At 43.7% G+C, this 16,755-nt stretch carries 19 protein-coding genes; all 19 read right to left on the bottom strand.

Features of this window, described 5'->3' with window-relative positions; all coding sequences use genetic code 11:
• Nucleotides 1–7: 7 nt before the first annotated feature.
• Nucleotides 8–1,165 (bottom strand): glycosyltransferase family 2 protein, encoded by a 1,158-nt coding sequence (locus M3650_RS08960; protein ID WP_251573921.1) that lies wholly within the window; start codon nt 1,163–1,165, stop codon nt 8–10.
• A 42-nt stretch (nt 1,166–1,207) separates the two neighbouring features.
• Nucleotides 1,208–2,200 carry an SDR family NAD(P)-dependent oxidoreductase gene (locus M3650_RS08955; RefSeq protein ID WP_251573918.1) on the bottom strand — a complete coding sequence of 331 codons (993 nt, stop codon included), beginning with the start codon at nt 2,198–2,200 and terminating at the stop codon, nt 1,208–1,210.
• Between the two features lie 12 nt (nt 2,201–2,212).
• On the bottom strand, nt 2,213–4,087 hold the full coding sequence (locus M3650_RS08950) for a motility associated factor glycosyltransferase family protein (RefSeq protein WP_251573916.1): 1,875 nt from the start codon (nt 4,085–4,087) through the stop codon (nt 2,213–2,215).
• The gene (locus M3650_RS08945) at nt 4,080–4,682 is read right to left on the bottom strand and encodes a DUF8042 domain-containing protein (RefSeq protein WP_251573914.1); all 603 of its coding nucleotides are present in this window, start codon (nt 4,680–4,682) and stop codon (nt 4,080–4,082) included. The genes M3650_RS08950 and M3650_RS08945 overlap by 8 nt, the downstream gene beginning before the upstream one ends.
• 136 nt (nt 4,683–4,818) lie before the next feature.
• Nucleotides 4,819–5,640 carry a flagellin N-terminal helical domain-containing protein gene (locus M3650_RS08940; protein ID WP_285848376.1) on the bottom strand — a complete coding sequence of 274 codons (822 nt, stop codon included), beginning with the start codon at nt 5,638–5,640 and terminating at the stop codon, nt 4,819–4,821.
• A 102-nt stretch (nt 5,641–5,742) separates the two neighbouring features.
• Nucleotides 5,743–6,126, bottom strand: coding sequence for a hypothetical protein (locus M3650_RS08935; RefSeq protein ID WP_251573911.1), 384 nt, complete (start codon nt 6,124–6,126; stop codon nt 5,743–5,745).
• Entirely contained in the window at nt 6,107–6,496 is a 390-nt protein-coding gene (fliS, locus tag M3650_RS08930) for a flagellar export chaperone FliS (protein WP_251573909.1), read from the bottom strand. Before fliS ends, M3650_RS08935 begins: the two co-directional genes overlap by 20 nt.
• Before the next feature lie 29 nt (nt 6,497–6,525).
• Entirely contained in the window at nt 6,526–7,911 is a 1,386-nt protein-coding gene (gene fliD, locus M3650_RS08925; RefSeq protein ID WP_251573906.1) for a flagellar filament capping protein FliD, read from the bottom strand.
• A 27-nt stretch (nt 7,912–7,938) separates the two neighbouring features.
• The gene (locus M3650_RS08920) at nt 7,939–8,325 is read right to left on the bottom strand and encodes a flagellar protein FlaG (RefSeq protein WP_251573904.1); all 387 of its coding nucleotides are present in this window, start codon (nt 8,323–8,325) and stop codon (nt 7,939–7,941) included.
• Between the two features lie 73 nt (nt 8,326–8,398).
• Nucleotides 8,399–8,641, bottom strand: a complete 243-nt coding sequence (gene csrA / locus M3650_RS08915) for a carbon storage regulator CsrA (protein ID WP_251573902.1) — start codon at nt 8,639–8,641, stop codon at nt 8,399–8,401.
• 1 nt (nt 8,642) lies between these two features.
• The gene (gene fliW / locus M3650_RS08910; protein ID WP_251573899.1) at nt 8,643–9,089 is read right to left on the bottom strand and encodes a flagellar assembly protein FliW; all 447 of its coding nucleotides are present in this window, start codon (nt 9,087–9,089) and stop codon (nt 8,643–8,645) included.
• The gene (locus M3650_RS08905) at nt 9,086–9,493 is read right to left on the bottom strand and encodes a DUF6470 family protein (protein ID WP_251573891.1); all 408 of its coding nucleotides are present in this window, start codon (nt 9,491–9,493) and stop codon (nt 9,086–9,088) included. The genes fliW and M3650_RS08905 overlap by 4 nt, the downstream gene beginning before the upstream one ends.
• A 15-nt stretch (nt 9,494–9,508) precedes the next feature.
• On the bottom strand, nt 9,509–10,423 hold the full coding sequence (flgL, locus tag M3650_RS08900) for a flagellar hook-associated protein FlgL (protein ID WP_251573883.1): 915 nt from the start codon (nt 10,421–10,423) through the stop codon (nt 9,509–9,511).
• A 44-nt stretch (nt 10,424–10,467) separates the two neighbouring features.
• A complete protein-coding gene (flgK, locus tag M3650_RS08895) occupies nt 10,468–12,036 on the bottom strand; it encodes a flagellar hook-associated protein FlgK (RefSeq protein WP_251573881.1) in 1,569 nt (522 codons plus the stop codon).
• Between the two features lie 27 nt (nt 12,037–12,063).
• Nucleotides 12,064–12,564, bottom strand: coding sequence for a flagellar protein FlgN (locus M3650_RS08890; protein ID WP_019424709.1), 501 nt, complete (start codon nt 12,562–12,564; stop codon nt 12,064–12,066).
• Nucleotides 12,565–12,578: 14 nt separating this feature from the next.
• Entirely contained in the window at nt 12,579–12,854 is a 276-nt protein-coding gene (gene flgM, locus M3650_RS08885) for a flagellar biosynthesis anti-sigma factor FlgM (RefSeq protein WP_019424708.1), read from the bottom strand.
• Nucleotides 12,855–12,952: 98 nt separating this feature from the next.
• The gene (locus M3650_RS08880) at nt 12,953–13,363 is read right to left on the bottom strand and encodes a TIGR03826 family flagellar region protein (protein WP_026011387.1); all 411 of its coding nucleotides are present in this window, start codon (nt 13,361–13,363) and stop codon (nt 12,953–12,955) included.
• 85 nt (nt 13,364–13,448) lie between these two features.
• Nucleotides 13,449–14,342: a ComF family protein gene (locus M3650_RS08875; protein ID WP_251573879.1), complete on the bottom strand. Its 894-nt coding sequence runs from the start codon at nt 14,340–14,342 to the stop codon at nt 13,449–13,451.
• Nucleotides 14,335–16,437, bottom strand: coding sequence for an ATP-dependent helicase ComFA (locus tag M3650_RS08870; protein ID WP_251573878.1), 2,103 nt, complete (start codon nt 16,435–16,437; stop codon nt 14,335–14,337). The genes M3650_RS08875 and M3650_RS08870 overlap by 8 nt, the downstream gene beginning before the upstream one ends.
• Between the last annotated feature and the right edge of the window lie 318 nt (nt 16,438–16,755).

The following is a 16,755-nucleotide window of genomic DNA, read 5'->3' as shown; positions in this document are numbered from 1 at the left end:
AAGTTTTTTAACTCTGATAAACAGTTAATACTTTACGCAACTCCCTCCACGTATAACGAAGGTCAATAGTCTTATTAGCAGGCTCTCTCGAGAGTTGTTTACAATTAAAGACCGCATCCATATAATCCGGCATTTCATTAACTAGTTTGCGAAGGATGATTACAGATTGTTCCTCGTCACCAATCATCCACAAACAACAAGCAGAGTTGTTAAGTGCTGCTAGATGGTTATGATTCATTTGATATGTGATAATAAAACAATCATTTGCTCTCTTATAATCTTGTCTATTAAGATGATACAAGCCCTTATAAAAATATAGAGAATCAGAATCCTTACTCACCTTGTTCAACTCGTTATAGCCCTCATCCCACAAATCAAGCCGGTATGCAATTGACACATAATCAAGCCTATTCTGGTCTTCGGATAATCCTCTCTGGAATATAGCCTTTTTTATAAAATCGGGAGTATACTGTTTTAAGACAAGTCTTTCCCCGTATTGCATATTATTTATAACCCGTGAGGTATTGTTAGGATGGCGTCGAATTTGAACAAGAACTTCGTCAATGTAGGACACAACATTTTTTTCTGCTACTCGTAACCATAAGTCCCAATCCTCACTGTATGTAAACTCTTGATTAAAGCCATTTAAGTGTTGGAACACTTCGCGTTTTATCGCAACGCCGGAAGTGCTTACAATTGGATTTCGATAAAATAGATATCCAAGGTACTCATAAGAGTCTATCTGTCTGAATCTGCTTGGCGAAGTGATTTTATTATTTTTTTCATCTATTTGTTCATAGGCACAAAATAGCATATCTATAGAGCTTCCCTGTTCTTCCAGTTCATGAATATGCTTTATATATTTCTCTAAAAGCAATGAGTCAACTAAATCATCAGCGTCTATGAACAGACACCAATTGCCCGTGGAATGACTTACTCCTAAGTTACGGGCATAGGAAACCCCTCTATTCTCATTTAGAAAGGTTGGAATTATGTTAGAGTATATTTGCGCAAGCTGATGTAACAATTCGGAAGTTCCATCAGTGCTCCCGTCATCTACGACAATAATTTCGGTTGGAGCAACAGTTTGTCTTAATAAAGTAAGAATAGTTTGCTCTAATAACGCTTTTCCGTTATGAACTGGAATAATTGCAGAAAAGTTCATATCTACTTCCCTTTCTTCATTGGTTGGAAACGCTATATGCAGCTAAATAAGCTGCTCTTCCCGAATCCAGCGACGCAATGTTTCCTTACTAATAGGAAGCTCATCTTGCGGAGAGGTATAACAAACCTCCTGTTTTGCGGAGCTGCTATTTTTTTTATGAAAGGGCGGAATGATATACATCCTTTCCGTCTCATCAGCAATTAATCGTTCATCATCACTAATTAGTTCTTCCCATTTTTTCTCCCCTGGTCTAATCCCTATCTCTTCAATTGAAATCTGATCGAAAATATTGTATTTTGCACATACTTCCTCTATCAACACTTCTGCCAAATCTTTCAGCTTAATGATTGGCATTTTTAATACAAATACTTCCCCACCCTGTGCTATCTCATTTGCTTTCAACATTAATGAAATAGCTTCAGAAGGAGTCATCATATAACGCAGCATATTAAGATCCGTAATGGTTACTTTGCGTTGCTCTAATATCTGTTTTTTAAATAGTGGAATGACCGATCCTCTTGAACCCATCACATTTCCAAATCGGACCGCCGAAAACACCGTATGCTTGGGACCCTTTTGATAATCAGAAGCAATAATTAATCTCTCTGCCGTTAACTTGGTTGCACCATAAGTATTTGTCGGACAAATGGCTTTATCCGAACTTGTAAACAGGACCCTTTTGACATGATTATGAATGGCTGCTTGAATTACGTTTTGTGTCCCAATTACATTAGTTTTCACCGCTTCAAACGGGTTATACTCGCAAAGGGGAACATGCTTCATAGCTGCTAAATGAAACACGTAGTCCACATCCTCCATGGCACGTGTCACACGCTGAGCATCTCTTACATCACCAATTAGAAAACGCAAACGGGAAATATGTTCTTTGAAATCTAAACTCATCTGATATTGTTTATACTCGTCACGACTAAGGATTCTAATAACTTTAGGCTCATACGCGAGAAGTTGTTTTGTAAGATATGTCCCGATTGTACCGGTTCCGCCAATGATGAGAATTTTTTTGTCTTTGTACATTCAAGATGCTCCTTAACCTTCATTTGCTAGATGGCCAGATTTTTGTAAACGATTTGTTCCCTCTTTGTAAATTTTTTCGATGGCTGGCAGTTGCCCTAATAAATCATTAATGACTGGTTCAATGGCCTGGTAAAGTATATCACTTATCTTCCTTATCGGTAAGTCGGGGGTTAGATGCATCAACTCACGATCCATATGTCGAAGAGAAGGTTGCAACAGTTTTTCGAAAATAGCTTTGAAAAGTTCGTTAGTATACAAATCAGACCATACTCGTTGAACGTTATTTTGGATACTTATACATTTCTGAGGCTTTGTTCGACTATACTCCCGCAGCTTCTTCAAGTCTCTTAACAATACTATACTTTTTTTTCTAAACAGCTCAAGTTGTTGTGGAACTTCTGATACCTTCTTAGCTATGCTTCTTTGTATCTCAAGTGTATAGCAACACGTTAATTGTTCTATAAGATCAGTAAATGTTTCTGGTTCAAATTCTGAAGAAACATATTGCTCTAAAGCAGTTTGTAGCGGTGCCCATCTCGTGTACTTAATGCTGGCACCATTTCGGGAAGTATTAATGAATGTTTTATCTTGATGTAATGCTAGTAAATTTTCAATATCCTTCAAAGTCATATACAATTTAGGTGTTGTTGCATTTAGATCACCATTAACGTTCTCCACCGTTTCAGTAGCTAAGGCTATATCCGATTGCTGTATTTTAGCATTGAGATGCGTAACACCTTCTGCATAATAGGACATGTTCGGATAAGATAGATCTTGCCCCGTCATAAGTATGGGTTCACAGCCAAAATAGCTCGCTGCTTGTATCGCTGTACCGGTTACGGAGAAAGTTGAATAGAAGACAGGTGCAATTTCTTCTTCAAATGGAACATGGTAATTTGCAATCAAATCATTGTCTAAAAAGGCATGATATATAGAATTGATGTGTCGGTCAACAATACCATGATGCACTTGTGGAACAACCAGTTTGGGAACCTCTGTTACTTTTACATTTTTAAAAGCTACATTATTAAAATGGCCGCCATCCATTGTTACTATTAAGTGTGGCGTTATTCCTGCACGTTCCAGAGCTTGTGTACTTGTTCCCGCAGCGATAATAAAAAACCGGTTCTCAAGTGATTTAAGAAGACTCAAGTCCTCGTTCAAAGAAGGGCCGGATCCAACAATTATTGCAGGCTTACCTTCAAGTTTACTTTTCATCTTCTTAATAGATGGTCTTGATAGTATGGCTGGCAGATTAAGAACCGTATTTCTTATCCACTGTATTCGATATTTGATATCATTATTTTCATTAATTTTCAAGGTTACAAGCATATTTTTCATTTGAGTCTGAAATTTTTCGAATTCATCCTTGTACTCCCGTTGATAAAACGGTATTGCCACCAATGCTGGGGACTCTTCACTATACACATGCATCATATAGAACAATTGGTCCCACTTCTGAACAGCCGAGAATTTCACGTTGTTTCTTGATAGTAACTGTGACACAAGTGTACTGCCAAATGAATGCCGGACTACTTGGTTAGAAGGCTCGTATACAAAAAATAATTTGTCAGGAAACCTTTCAATTAGAACTTCCAAGTGATAACCTAACCCTAAACCAAACAATATAACACTTTCACTGTGCTCAATTTGAGGAGAAATCGACTCTAACCATCTTTGAATCTCGTTATCGGGACTATACGAACTATACATGTTGACCTTACGGCCTGTTTCTTCCTGTATCAACTGCAGATTTTTCATTCCGTTTTTGCAATCTGTTAATTGAACAGAAATGCTTTCATTGCCTGCTGATTCCTCCAAAGCAGTTACCAATTCTGGATACTGTTCCTCAAATATAGGCAGGATGTAATACTGGCTGTTACACATAGGATTCAGGCACCTCTTGCAATTGACTTAACAACTCCTCAAAAAGAGCAGTAAGCTCATATTTAAAAATGTCCGCCACGGTTACATAATCTTGGTTTTCCAACGCAGTATTTATAGTTTCGAAATGTTCTCTCATGTTTGCAAGCATGTGTGACTCAATGTTCACCTTGAAAATTGGCTTGCTTGTATGTTTGATTTCTTCATCAATAGTGTGCATCGATTGACTAAGCCAATTCATTCCTTCAATGATTTCAATAAGATAACTCCAAGTTTCGTTGGTTACTTCTCCATAAAATTGATCTGTGATTCCCCTTATCCCTGCAATGAGGTTCGGTAAATACTCTTTAACTTGCTTACTTAAGTCCATCACATATTGATGAACGGAAACTGTAAGTAATTGAATATACTCAATGGTCATCTCTGCTCTTTTGACATAAGACAACACATCTGTGTAGACAGGAACGTTATCAATCCTGATTTCGGATAGTCTTCTGTTTTGACTAGCTAGTTGCCGCAGCGAATTTTCCAACAGTTCTGGGAGATCTACTGCATCAACAGATTCTTTCACGATATGACCATCTATTTCAAATTTCATTCTTAATCGCAACCTTTCGACATCGTCATACTACTTATATCGGTTTCTTGGCATGCGAATTGAACTTATAACAGAGTTAAGAACATAAAAAAATCCTTAAACCCAGAAAAGGGTTTAAGGATTTTGAAATGATTGATTATCCCAACAATTTCAGAACGCTTTGCGGTGCAGAGTTAGCTTGTGCCAACATCGCTGTACCTGCTTGAACCAAGATTTGGTTGCGAGTGAAGTCTGTCATTTCTTTCGCCATATCAGCATTGCGAATACGGGATTCGGAAGCGGACAGGTTCTCTGCGTTTACGCCCAAGTTGTTGATTGTGTGCTCCAGGCGGTTTTGTACAGAACCAAGTTTTGCACGGATTGCAGATACACTGTTAATTGCAGATTGGATATTTGCCATTGCAGTCGAAGCAGCACCGGATGTTTTGATATTATCAGTAGTTTTAACACCTAATTTATCTGCTTTAGTAGATTCGAATTCAGCTTCGATTTTTACATCTTTCTCGAATCCAACTTGGAATCCTACTTTTGTAGTACTTCCATCGAAAAGAGCTTTACCATTAAATTTGGTATTGTCCGCAATGTTATCGATCTCTTTAACCAATTCTTTGAATTCAAGATCTAGTTTATCACGATCTTTATCTTCATACGTACCTGTTGCAGCTTGGTTTGCCAACGTGTTCATACGTTGCAGCATGGAGTGAACTTCTGTCAGCGCACCCTCAGCAGTTTGAATCATGGAGATACCATCTTGTGCGTTGCGCGTTGCTTGATTGTAACCGTTGATTTGGAAACGCATTTTTTCCGAGATAGCCAAGCCGGCAGCATCGTCAGCAGCGCGGTTGATACGGAAACCGGAAGACAATTTTTCCATTGTCTTACCCATAGCAGAGTTGTTGATACCCAGGTTGCGGTGCGCGTTAATGGCACCTACGTTCGTGTTAATAAACATCGACATTATAATCATCCTCCGTGATTAATAATTTGCCACTTCCTTGCGGCTATTATTTATATCGACATATGATCATTAATTGTTTATAGAAAACTTACATATTTCTTATTATTTTTTTTCGTCAAAGTAGATCGAACTGCTATCAATTCTGCCTAAGCCATAATACGCATTGAACAAGGTTTGACTTTTACGTACACCTTGTACAGCATCTGATAATTGATAATTTTTGTTTGAAATATATTCGATCAGAGAATCATGTGTATGCTTTAACTGTTTGCATAGTGCCATTTCCTCATCACTTGATTTTTCTTGCGCTTGTGTTTCAATTATAGCCTTTAATTTATTCCAACTTTGTTCAAACAAGTTAAAATTTTGTTCATCCCAGTTAGCATTGTACTTAACTTCCCGCATGAATTCCTCGGTTAACGCAATAAGTTGTTGATACGCTTCCAATCTAGTCATATCTTCTCCATTAAGAACCAACGGCAACATCTTTGCCGATAGCTTCCCAAGCTTCTTTAATTGATTGAAGTAAAGGTTTAACTTCTAAAATTGGCTCTACGCTCTTCGTTAGATTCGCTTGTACAAGTTGTTCGTTAATATACAAGTATAAATTTTTAAGGTTAGTTGCTACTTCTCCGCCCTCTTGTTCATTAAGAGATGCCATTAGCTCATAGATAATATCTTGGGCTTTAATCAGATGCTGATGTGCCTTGATATAATCTCCTTCTTGGAGCGAAAGTTCAGCTTGATTAACAAATTTAATCGCACCGGTATATAACATTAACGTTAGCCTATGGGGGGATGCCGTCTCGTATTTGTTCTTCTGATACGCCAAATAACCGTTAGCATTTGAGTACACGTATTGTCTCCCCTTGATTATTTCATTTTTTAGTCTTTTCTAGTTAAACTATTAAATTGACCTTGCAGCCAATTCTGCTCATTTTTCAATTTCCCAAGCGCAACTTCCATAGCAGAGAATTGTCTCTTTAATTGTTTTTCTTTGTTCTGCAACCGCACTTCCATCTTTTCCATCGAATCTGTTACATATGTAATATCTGAATCGTATCCTTTGATTCGAGATTGAATCAACCCATTTGATTTGCTCGTCCATTGCTTCAATTCTTCAGAAAAAATCGTTGCAATCCCTTTTCCTGATTTTCCTTCAGCATTGAACATGGAGATGACTTTATCCGGATCTTGATTTAATTGTTCTTTAAATTTTTTCTCATCAAAAGATATTTGTCCCGTCATTTCTTCAGCTTTTTTGCCTTTATCGATTTCAATACCAATGTCTGCTGTTGTTGCTAAGCCGGCAATTTTCCCAGACATCCAATTGTATAATTCTGAGTCCAATTGTCTAAGCGTAGAGTCGCCTTGCAGAGGCTTTCCCTTTCCGACATTGTCGCGTATTAGTTTTCGGACTTCATTAAATGAATTAACGAATTCCTTAACTTTTTCTACAACTTTGTCGGAATCATGGCCGACAGAAATCATAGCGGTGGAGTTCTCTTTTTTTAGATTTAATGTAACTCCTTCAATAACGCCTTTAATTTCATTGGATGCGCTCTTTATTTGTAATCCATTGACGGTCAACTCCGCATCTCGCGCAGCTTGTACCGTGTTAAATGAATTCGTAGCGGAATCAAATATTCCTAAAGAAGTCAAATCTCCGCCTAAAACAACACCTTGTCCGGAATCTTTTTTGAAAGAGTTCTCTTCACCTGTTTTTGCTGAAGTGAATACTATCGTTTTTTCGCCAGGTGATGTTTCAACTACAGTTGCTTGCACTGACTTCGACTTCCGATTTATGTCGTTTTTTAAATTTTCAAGAATTTCTCCATTGTTTTTCCCCTTTAATTCAAATTCGAGTGTTTCTTTTCCTTCTTGTATAGTAATCTTTTGCCCTGCCAAACCAGATTCTAAATTCGTTGATTTAAAGCTATTGGATTGGATAACATGTGACTGTGCAAGCTTTTGGATTGATACTTGGTAATTTCCGGAGATCGCCTTATCAGAACCTGTAGCTTTAACGGTTTGTTCATCAGAGCTCGTTGTAGTTGTCAGATTGAAATTGGAATTCAAAGTAAGTTCAGACGCTTTATCTTTAAGTGTTGACAGCTTTGTATTCAATGTTCGAAAATAGGATTGGAAACTAGTAAAATTCTCTTTTTTCTCCTGTAATTTCGTATAAGGAATTTGCTCCAATTTCATTAGCTGTTCAATCATTAAGCCGGTATCCATATTTGAGCCCAATCCCCAAATGTTCATAGACATCTTTATCTCCACCTTTCATCCTGAAATTTATACTTTTTTATCCAAAAACAATCCGATCAATTCTTTCATCTTTACCGACAATTCGATCAAGAACTCCGGAGGCAAACTTGCAATAACTTCCTTCGTCTTCCTATCTACTACTTCGACATACAGTTCTTTGGCATCATCATGATACTTGAAATGAATCTCTTTTCCTGAATTAGCAATCGATTCGTTTAATTCTTCGACCTTCTTCTGCAAATCAAGCTTGTCCTCAGGCTGTAGCTTTTCATAATCGAATACTTTGGCAGTTGTTTGAACAACGTTAGATTCATCCAAAAGGTCTTTGCTAAGTGCATTTCTCACTGATTGGATCGTCGCACGATGAACTTGTAAGTCTAACCCGTTGGCGTCTGTACGATGAATGCTGCTCATCTATATCCACCTCATTAGATTCACATAGTATAAATATCCCTTTATTACTCAATCTACAAGTTATATAATACACTTACTTTTTAAAGTGCTTTAACATTTGTTTCATATCTTTCATTTCCATGGCTGTAAGTGTGACTAGCCCCGCAGAACTGTTCTCCTCTGCAATGCTCTCGTACAGCTCTTTTCGCATAATTTGCACATTTTTCGGTGCTGCAAATCCAAGCTTCACATATTCTCCCTCTACACCGAGAACACGAACTTCAATTTCGTCGCCAATCATGACGGTTTCTCCGATTTTCCGTTTCAGAACGAGCATTTTATTCTCCCCTTCCCTGAATAAAGTGCCGAATAGGAAGGTTAGAGTCCGTGATAATGTATTGACAGCCCTTCTGTGTCTTAGGAGAAAACAGAACTGGAGCCCTTAAATTTACGCTTATGACATCGTCAATGATGTTCACGACAAGCATCGTTACCACATCTTCAGGCTGCCCTATCTCCAGCACTTCCACTGTGGCTTGGTCAATCGCAAAGCTGTAGTCTTGAACATTCTCCGCCGGTATTAATATGAAGCTTCGATCCTCATCTACTGCGTGTAAAATATAGAACACCGAATCTTCATAAGGCATGAGTGCATAAGCGACAATCGATTGAAAGCCGACCATTCCTTTGACGAACTCATAGATTTGATGTGGCTGAGGGTGAAGCTCCCCATAACTCGGGCTGTGAATGACTGTTGACGTTACATACTCACTCTTCGATTTCAATCTCGGACAACACCTTTCGTCTGCACTTGAATTTCAGGCGGAAATATCCGTACATCTATAGATACTCCTTGAGAAGGCAGTGCGTATATACGAACTTCCTTCTGTCCCTTCTGCATGTACCGTTCGAAGGCGAGCTGCCCGAATGTCGTCTTCTGCTTGGCAATGTTGCCTAGCCGATCCCCTTCTTGGGCATACTGCACTGTTGCCTGCAACGCCGCCTCTTGTGACACTTCCCGAACTTCACGAGCCACACCTAGCGGCTTTTTTAGGCCGAGTTCATCCCATACTTGCTCCCAGTTGGTATCCATCTCGGCGGAATGATTGCGAATGTGTAATTCCGCTGGTTCGTAGCGGAACGTATTCGATTGGATTTGTTTTACAACTTCAGATATACGCACAATCATCAGGCCCTTCCCGGATTAACGGATAAAGTCAATGAGCGAGGTCTGCATAATTCGTGCACCTGTCGCCAATGCAGCTTGCAATATATTTTCCTGCGTCTTCAGTTCAATAATTCCGCCTGGCATATCCGTGTCCGCCACGCCCTTACGCTGTTCTTTCAAACTCACCTTGTCATCTGCCAATCGGTTCTCCATCAATTCAAACCGGTTCATGCGCGCACCAACTTCTGACCACTGCGTATTCATCCTATCAGATGAAGCATCAATTCGTCCTAAACCTGATAACATCCCTTGAACATCGTTATTTTCCAGAGATTTGATCATATCGTCCATAGTCTGAAAAATGTTATCGTTATTCTTGTCTATCGGTTTTGCCGTATCAACCGCACTTCCGAATATCAACTCCCCGGTAATACTTACCGGAACAGTAACCGCAGGGCTCACGTTCAGTTTATATATGCCTTGATCCGTTTGCTGAGTTGCTGCTCCATCGCTGGTATATGGCGGCTGGTCTGTCTTCTGGCCGTTAAACAAGTATCGTCCATTGTACGAGCTGTTCCCGATCATGACCAACTGCTCTTTCAGTTGCTTCATCTCCGCCAAAACTGCTTGTCGTGCATCATCAGGAGTCGCTCCGTTCGAAGCCTGCTGCACAAGCGTACGCGCCCTCTTCAAGACATCACTCGCTTGCTGCATGAGTGAATCCATCGTTTTTAGCATTCCCGTCCCCATCTGGGCATTCGTCGTGAATTCATCGTTTCGATTCAACTCGCTGTCATAGCGCATCTGGTAACCGATACCGACAGGATCATCACCAGGTCTATGAATTTTCTGTCCTGTAGAAAGCTTGTTGTTCAAATCGGTCATGTTGCTGTTCATATACCGCAAATTGTGCAGCAACTGTGTATTTTGCATGGAACTCGTAACGCGCATTTCAAGTCCTCCTTGCTATTCATGGTAATAAATATTGTGTATTTTTAACGGCCAACTACGCCCATTTGATTAATTACTTTGTCCAGCATTTCGTCGACGGTCGTCATGTTGCGGGCTGCCGCATTGTAAGCGTGTTGGAATCGAATCATGTCCGCCATTTCTTCGTCCAAGGATACGCCGCTTACCGATTGACGGCGGAACGTGACTGAATCCACCATATCGTTTTGAACTTTCACATTACGCTCTGCATTAGCCGCTCGTGTCCCCATGTCGCCCATCATAGCGCGATAGTAGTCATCAATCGAGCCAGTGGACAATGAAGTCATGTCGCTCGGGTAATTGAATGTTTTGTCACGCAAGGAAGCCAGGGCATGGGCAATCACGCTGTTCCCTTTGACCGTTATGTTTTGTCCGTTTGCCGTATCGTATCGGCCCGAAGCCGCTATTTTGCTTACATCATTCGTAATTTCCGGATTCACTTGAATATTGGAGATGGAGAAGTTGCCACCATCAGTGGAAGTAAAGAACGGAATTCCCGATTTTGCCGGATCTGATAGCGAATATCCCAAGGAATGCAGGCCATTGAAGCCGCTCACTTCAACCTGTGCGGCACTCTTCAGACGCGCCCCTGCCGGAATAGTGCCTCCCGGTGGAATGGTCATGCCATTTTCTAGCTCGACAGAGCTCTTCGCAACCAAGTTGGATGAGGCAACATATCCCGCAGCCAATTCCACCTGCACGTTGCCTGTAACCATCGTCTGCACCATCGCATTCATCTGATCGCGAACTTTCCCTACTTCTCCCAACGATAGGGCATAACCTTGCAATTGACCGGCTGTGGCTGCAATATCGGCGGTAATCGGTGTCGCTTCTGCGTTCTCAACCACTGTGACGCCACCTGCCAAAATCGTCATGTCGCCATGCTCGCCTTCTGTCACTTGAACGTCAACTATCGTTGAAAGCTTATCAATGAGAAGATCGCGCTGATCCCGGAAGTCGTTGGCATTATCCCCTGTGCCTTCCACACGCTTGATCATGTCAGTCAGGTTGGCTATGTTGTTGATGATGTCATTCGCTTCATTGACCTTGATGTTAATACTGGAATTGATGTCATTCTCCAGCTTTGTCAACGATTCGTCGATATGCTTCATCATATTCGTCATGTTCGTGGCCGCGCCAACTACTTCTACACGCGCGCTGAGCAAGGAAGGGTCCCGGTTAAGAACTTCCCAGGAGTTCCAGAACTTATCCATGACGCCGCGCATTCCATTTTCGGTAGGTTCATTAAAAAAGCCTTCAATGGAGCGGATGGAGTTATCGACAATACTCCAGGCACCTAGCGTTTGGTTCTCTCTGCGGAATTGGACGTCGAGGAAGCTGTCTCTGATGCGGGTAATGCTGTCATACTGAACGCCGGTCCCGAGCTGTCCCGGCGCCACGCTATTGAACATGCCAGGCATCGATAACGGGCGGGTTGCGGTAGCGTTGACGCGCTGGCGCGTATATCCGTCCGTTGATGCGTTCGCAATATTGTGCCCCAATGTCTGCATCATCGTCGATTGAACAAACAAGGAGCGCTTACTCGTTTCTAGCCCGTGAAAGGTTGATCTCATATTCACTTCGTTCCTTTCTGTATCTATCTAAGCACGTGTATCCAACATGCCAGGTCTGCTGTAGCTCGAGGCTGGTTGTTCAGGACGATGATACAGCATGTCCTGTTCTGAATAATCTATAAAAAGATTCAATTGATACTCTACAAAATGCAATGATTGTTCAATTAACGTTTGGTTATGATCATTCACTTGCTTCAAACGCTGAAGTGTAGCGGCAATCCTCTCTTGCACCGCCATCATCTGAGTACGTTCTTGAGCATCAAATACGAGCTTCATAATCTCGGTCAAGGTGAGCTTCAATTTGGATTTAATTCCTTTACTTTGTAAAAAAGCGTATACAGCTTCTTCCCTTTCTTCTTCCAGAGCGGAAAGGCCTTTCAACCATTTTGACTCTTGATTCGACAGACGAACCAGCTCTTTAATATCATTTTGAATAATGACCTGCGTCTTCGCTTCTCCAATGCTTTCAAGCTGCTGATAGACCGTTTCCATTCGACTCAATACATCTATTAATGCTGATGCACTCACGTTTGGTCCTCCGCTCATTCGACGTCTTTTTTAAACAGGGGAAGTAGTTTTTCCGCAATCTTATCCGATTCTACATGGTACGTGCCAGTAGCTACTGCGTGCTTCAACTCCGCAAGTCGCTCGCTGCGCCCTGTATCCTGTACGCGATTTTGGGCATCCAGCATTTCCTTCGCTTCCGTGGAGATGATCAACTCATCCTTGCGGGAAGGCTTCTGCGAGGCACGGTTCATTGCCTGCTGCTTCTGATAAGTATGTATCGCTCCAAGACGCTGCGTCTCATTAATTTTCATCTCGATTCACCTCATTAAAAATCAAAAAGCCGATAACCATTACTAAGATTATCGGCTTATTGTCAAGATATATTAAGTATTATTTGAAAGAAGTTATACTATCTTTCCCGCTTCGTGTCAATGACTTTATAAGCCCGATTACTGGATGAAGGCTTCTCCACAGTTGCACTCGTCTCTTGTCGCGCTTCATTCATATCTCGGATTAACCTCGTTCTGCATACTTCGCACATGTGACCTTCCCGAATCGGGTTGCCGCATAATTCGCATTCATACGTCAAATTCGGTGCTTGATATACCGAGATGCGGCCTTCCTTAATGAACTGGGTAATCTGCCGCACGCTTACTTCCGTCTCTTCGCTCAGCTCCTGCATCGCGGCTTGACGCTTCTCACGCAAATAAGCAACGCAGCGTTCATATTCCTGTTCGATCTCCTTCAAGCAAGCCGGACAGAGGTCTCTGAACGCCTTCGCAAACAGTCTTCCGCAGCGCGGACAATTGCTCAATTCCATGTCTTTCGCCCCCTTCGATGCTTGCTGCATATGATCTCATCATATCCTATTCATCGACAGTTGACGAGCAGTTTTTTAGATACGTTCACGCTCGAGCCCAAGTATAGCTCGCGAGCGCAACGGGAATGCGAAATTTCTTGTTCCAGACGGCAATCTCCCGCGCGCATGCGCGAATCGTACTGCCTGTCGTATATACGTCGTCCACTAGCAACAAGCGCACCTCGTTAAGCTTCTTCCATCGTTCCACAGGAAGATCTCGCAGGGTGGCAATCAAGTCGTTCCGGGCCTGTTCCTTCATGACAAAAGCGTGCGCGATATTACTCGCCCTCCCGCCACGCGACTGCATGCTCTGCTTCTCGGATTCCTGTACCCGTGCAAGCAGTGGTAGGACCGGAATCTTCCAGGCTCGACCTAACTCTAGCGCCAACTGCTCCGCTTGATTGAACCCGCGTGCGCGCAGACGCGCCTCACTGGTGGGAACATAGGTGATGAGGTCCGGCAGTAGACTATCCCCAGCGTCCAAAAGCAGTCGTGGTCTCCGTACTCTCGAGCGCCTAGTCCACACCGATTCGAACAGCAGACTATACGACGATATCATCATATTCGCCATAACACGCTCATAACGGATGTCCCCTCTGAACTTGTATTCGGCGAGCCACTGCCTCATCTGCTCATCATATTGCACGACGCTGCGATTGGCGGATAACCCGTCCTTCGGAAGCGGATGCCGCATGCAGTCGGTGCAGCGAATGCTGCGTCCGCATGAAGGGCAGCCTAGAGCCTGAATCCACGGAATTGTCGCAATGCATTTTAAGCACAGCAATTGCATCAGCCTGCTCGCGCGCGGTTCCATTGTAGTCGTAGAGGACGACGGACCGCTTATTTTGTTGTTGCAGACGAAACAAGCGCTCACTCGCGGCTGCAGCAATCTCCCATAGGCCTTCTCCATCCACTCGCCCCATTGCGGCAAGCTAACCAACCTGCTTCCTCCTCTCCTCATCAGGCAGCAAGTAGCCATTTCGCCTTGCGATCCGGTTCATTTCACGAATCTGATACACGGCTTTCCGCTGCGCCTCATTCCATTGGGCCGAACCGAATACGACGCTGCCTGCGGGATCATCCTTCGATCGACCTGCCCTGCCTGCCATCTGAACAAGCGACGAGGCATCGAAGAGGCGGTCATGCGCATCCAAAATATAAACGTCGCTCTTCGGCACCGTCACTCCCCGCTCCAAAATGGTCGTCGTCACTAACACGCGAATGTTCCGTTCCCGAAATCGCATCACCTTATCACTTCTCAGTTCATCCACCGCAGAAGTGCCGCCTACAGGGATTCCAAGCAACTGGTTGCTCAATAATCGGACCATCGGTTCAACCTGACGAATCCGGGCGACGAAGATGAACACTTGGGCTCCCCGCTCGACTGAATGCATCAATCGCTTCATCAACGGAGCAGGCAGCGAACGGCGAGTGAGGCACTGTTCGACAGCAGGCATCGTAATGTGAGCTGGCACAGGCAGCGGATGACGGTGGAACCGGACCGGAACCTTGGCATGAGCCATTCTCCCGCGCCTTACGTCCCGCTGCATCGATTCCGGAGGCGTGGCAGACAAATAGACGAACACGCCTCCTGGACGGCATACCCGATTCGCAGCCCGATGGAGCATGGGATCGTTGTGATACGGAAACGCATCGAGTTCATCAATAATGACGAGCTCAAAAGCTTCTGCGAAGCGAAGCAGCTGATGCGTAGTCGCAAGTGTGAGCATGCCTTCGTTCCAACGCTCAGGACTGCCGCCATAAAGGGTGACCACCTTCTGAACGGGAAATGCTTTCTCAATGCGGGGCTTCAACTCCAACACCACATCACGCCGTGGCGTCGCTACAAGCACTCGTCCGCCGTGCAGCAGCGTATCCTCGATCAGTGGAAATATCATTTCTGTCTTCCCCGCCCCTGTCACCGCCCACAGCAAGAACGCTCCTTTCCCCTGTAGTAACTTGTCTCTCTGATTACGCCGCACCTTCTCCCGGAGTGTCTGAATGTACTTCAAGGCCTGTGTACTCGCCGCTTCTTGCGCCGGGGCCAAGCTCCACTTTTTCAGTCTCTCTTCGACAGGCGCTGCTTGCTGACGGCTGTCCGCTTCCTGCTGTAATACGCCTCTAATGAGCAGCGCGCAGGAGCGGCTGCGGCCGAGATTCAAGCATTGTGTGCACGTCAGGCAACGCTTGGAGCCGCACGATGCACAGGAAGAAGCATTCAATCCTTCCGTGCTCCCGCATCGACCGCAATAGGCTGCCGTGGATTTATCTTTGAATGGCCACAGTGATGATGTACCCAGCCACCATATCCCTTTCCTCCGCTTTCGATCATGAGCATCACTTTCCCGGCTCCATTGAATGCTGGAACGTAACTCCAACCATCCTTGCAGCCAACCAAATTGAATGAGCACATGTCTCATCGGAACGAGTCGCTCCCACCCTTTGTGACGAAGAAGCTGAACGATTTCCTCGTCCAACAGCAATCGCCCGCACATCACATCTGCAAATTGCCGCGCTTCCGCAAACAAAGAAAGAGGAGCGCGCTGCGCCCCTGTTCTTTCCTCTTGTTGCTGACTATGCACATCGGTGATGTTGCCTGTAGCACGCTCTTCTTCTCCCATATAGATGGCCGCACGTTCGGCAACCAAGTATCCTTGATCTCGATGCTCCTTAACGTACGTGTTCGAGGTAGGCTCGGAATGCGGCGGCTCGACAATTAGCACATCCAGATGTTCTTCCGCCAGCAGCAGCTGCGCACTTTCTTCCAACGTCTCGCGATGCGGTATAAGCAATTCGGCAAAATATTGAATCCATTTCCGCTTTCCCCATTCATCCATCTCTTTTACGAACAAGAACTGTTCGAGTACCGACAAACCAACCTGAATCGAGACAGCCTGCTGCAGTATTACAAGCTTCGTTCCATTCGCCTTGCGCCCATCCTCTGACAACCAATAGCTTGCATCCACGCGCCAATCCAGAGTCATACCTGTGTTCCACCCGCACTCCGTTCGCACGGCATAGATTCTTACCTGCATCCTCTTTCTCTCCTTCATTCGCACGGCGCTTTCCTGAAGCATACAGTGGTGATGTCGGCCTGTTCACGTTGTCTGGTCCACGAGATCAAAAAAAGCACACCCCATCCGTTAATCGGAATGGCATGTGCTTCATGCTCAGCGCCTATCGTATTTGTATAAAATTGTATACGATTCCGCCCTTTCTGGCAACCCATTATTACAAAAATCTGCAAAAAGATGTCCTCGATGTATCCGTTCACAAGAATCGTGACTCATAGATACCCTTTGAAAACTAGACAGATGATGTGCAGGTGCGAACAGGACTAGCGATGTCTAAGG

Origin of the sequence: Paenibacillus sp. MER TA 81-3, assembly GCF_023713585.1 — a bacterium.
In the GTDB taxonomy this organism is placed as follows: Bacteria; Bacillota; Bacilli; order Paenibacillales; family Paenibacillaceae; genus Paenibacillus_B; species Paenibacillus_B profundus.
This window is presented reverse-complemented; position numbering and strand designations above follow the sequence as displayed.

Bases quoted from the DNA above. Each gene is read 5' to 3' on its own strand.
- csrA (WP_251573902.1), bottom strand. From the start codon at position 8,641: ATGCTCGTTCTGAAACGGAAAATCGGAGAAACCGTCATGATTGGCGAC.
- M3650_RS08870 (WP_251573878.1), bottom strand. From the start codon at position 16,437: ATGCAGGTAAGAATCTATGCCGTGCGAACGGAGTGCGGGTGGAACACA.
- M3650_RS08905 (WP_251573891.1), bottom strand. From the start codon at position 9,493: ATGATTGTGCGTATATCTGAAGTTGTAAAACAAATCCAATCGAATACG.
- M3650_RS08960 (WP_251573921.1), bottom strand. From the start codon at position 1,165: ATGAACTTTTCTGCAATTATTCCAGTTCATAACGGAAAAGCGTTATTA.
- flgK (WP_251573881.1), bottom strand. From the start codon at position 12,036: ATGAGATCAACCTTTCACGGGCTAGAAACGAGTAAGCGCTCCTTGTTT.
- M3650_RS08880 (WP_026011387.1), bottom strand. From the start codon at position 13,363: ATGGAATTGAGCAATTGTCCGCGCTGCGGAAGACTGTTTGCGAAGGCG.
- flgL (WP_251573883.1), bottom strand. From the start codon at position 10,423: ATGCGCGTTACGAGTTCCATGCAAAATACACAGTTGCTGCACAATTTG.
- M3650_RS08955 (WP_251573918.1), bottom strand. From the start codon at position 2,200: ATGTACAAAGACAAAAAAATTCTCATCATTGGCGGAACCGGTACAATC.
- M3650_RS08945 (WP_251573914.1), bottom strand. From the start codon at position 4,682: ATGAAATTTGAAATAGATGGTCATATCGTGAAAGAATCTGTTGATGCA.
- M3650_RS08950 (WP_251573916.1), bottom strand. From the start codon at position 4,087: ATGTGTAACAGCCAGTATTACATCCTGCCTATATTTGAGGAACAGTAT.
- flgM (WP_019424708.1), bottom strand. From the start codon at position 12,854: ATGAAAATTAATGAGACGCAGCGTCTTGGAGCGATACATACTTATCAG.
- M3650_RS08920 (WP_251573904.1), bottom strand. From the start codon at position 8,325: ATGAGCAGCATTCATCGTACAGACGCCAACGGGTTAGACTTACAAGTT.
- fliD (WP_251573906.1), bottom strand. From the start codon at position 7,911: ATGTCTATGAACATTTGGGGATTGGGCTCAAATATGGATACCGGCTTA.
- M3650_RS08940 (WP_285848376.1), bottom strand. From the start codon at position 5,640: ATGTCGATGTTTATTAACACGAACGTAGGTGCCATTAACGCGCACCGC.
- M3650_RS08935 (WP_251573911.1), bottom strand. From the start codon at position 6,126: ATGTTGCCGTTGGTTCTTAATGGAGAAGATATGACTAGATTGGAAGCG.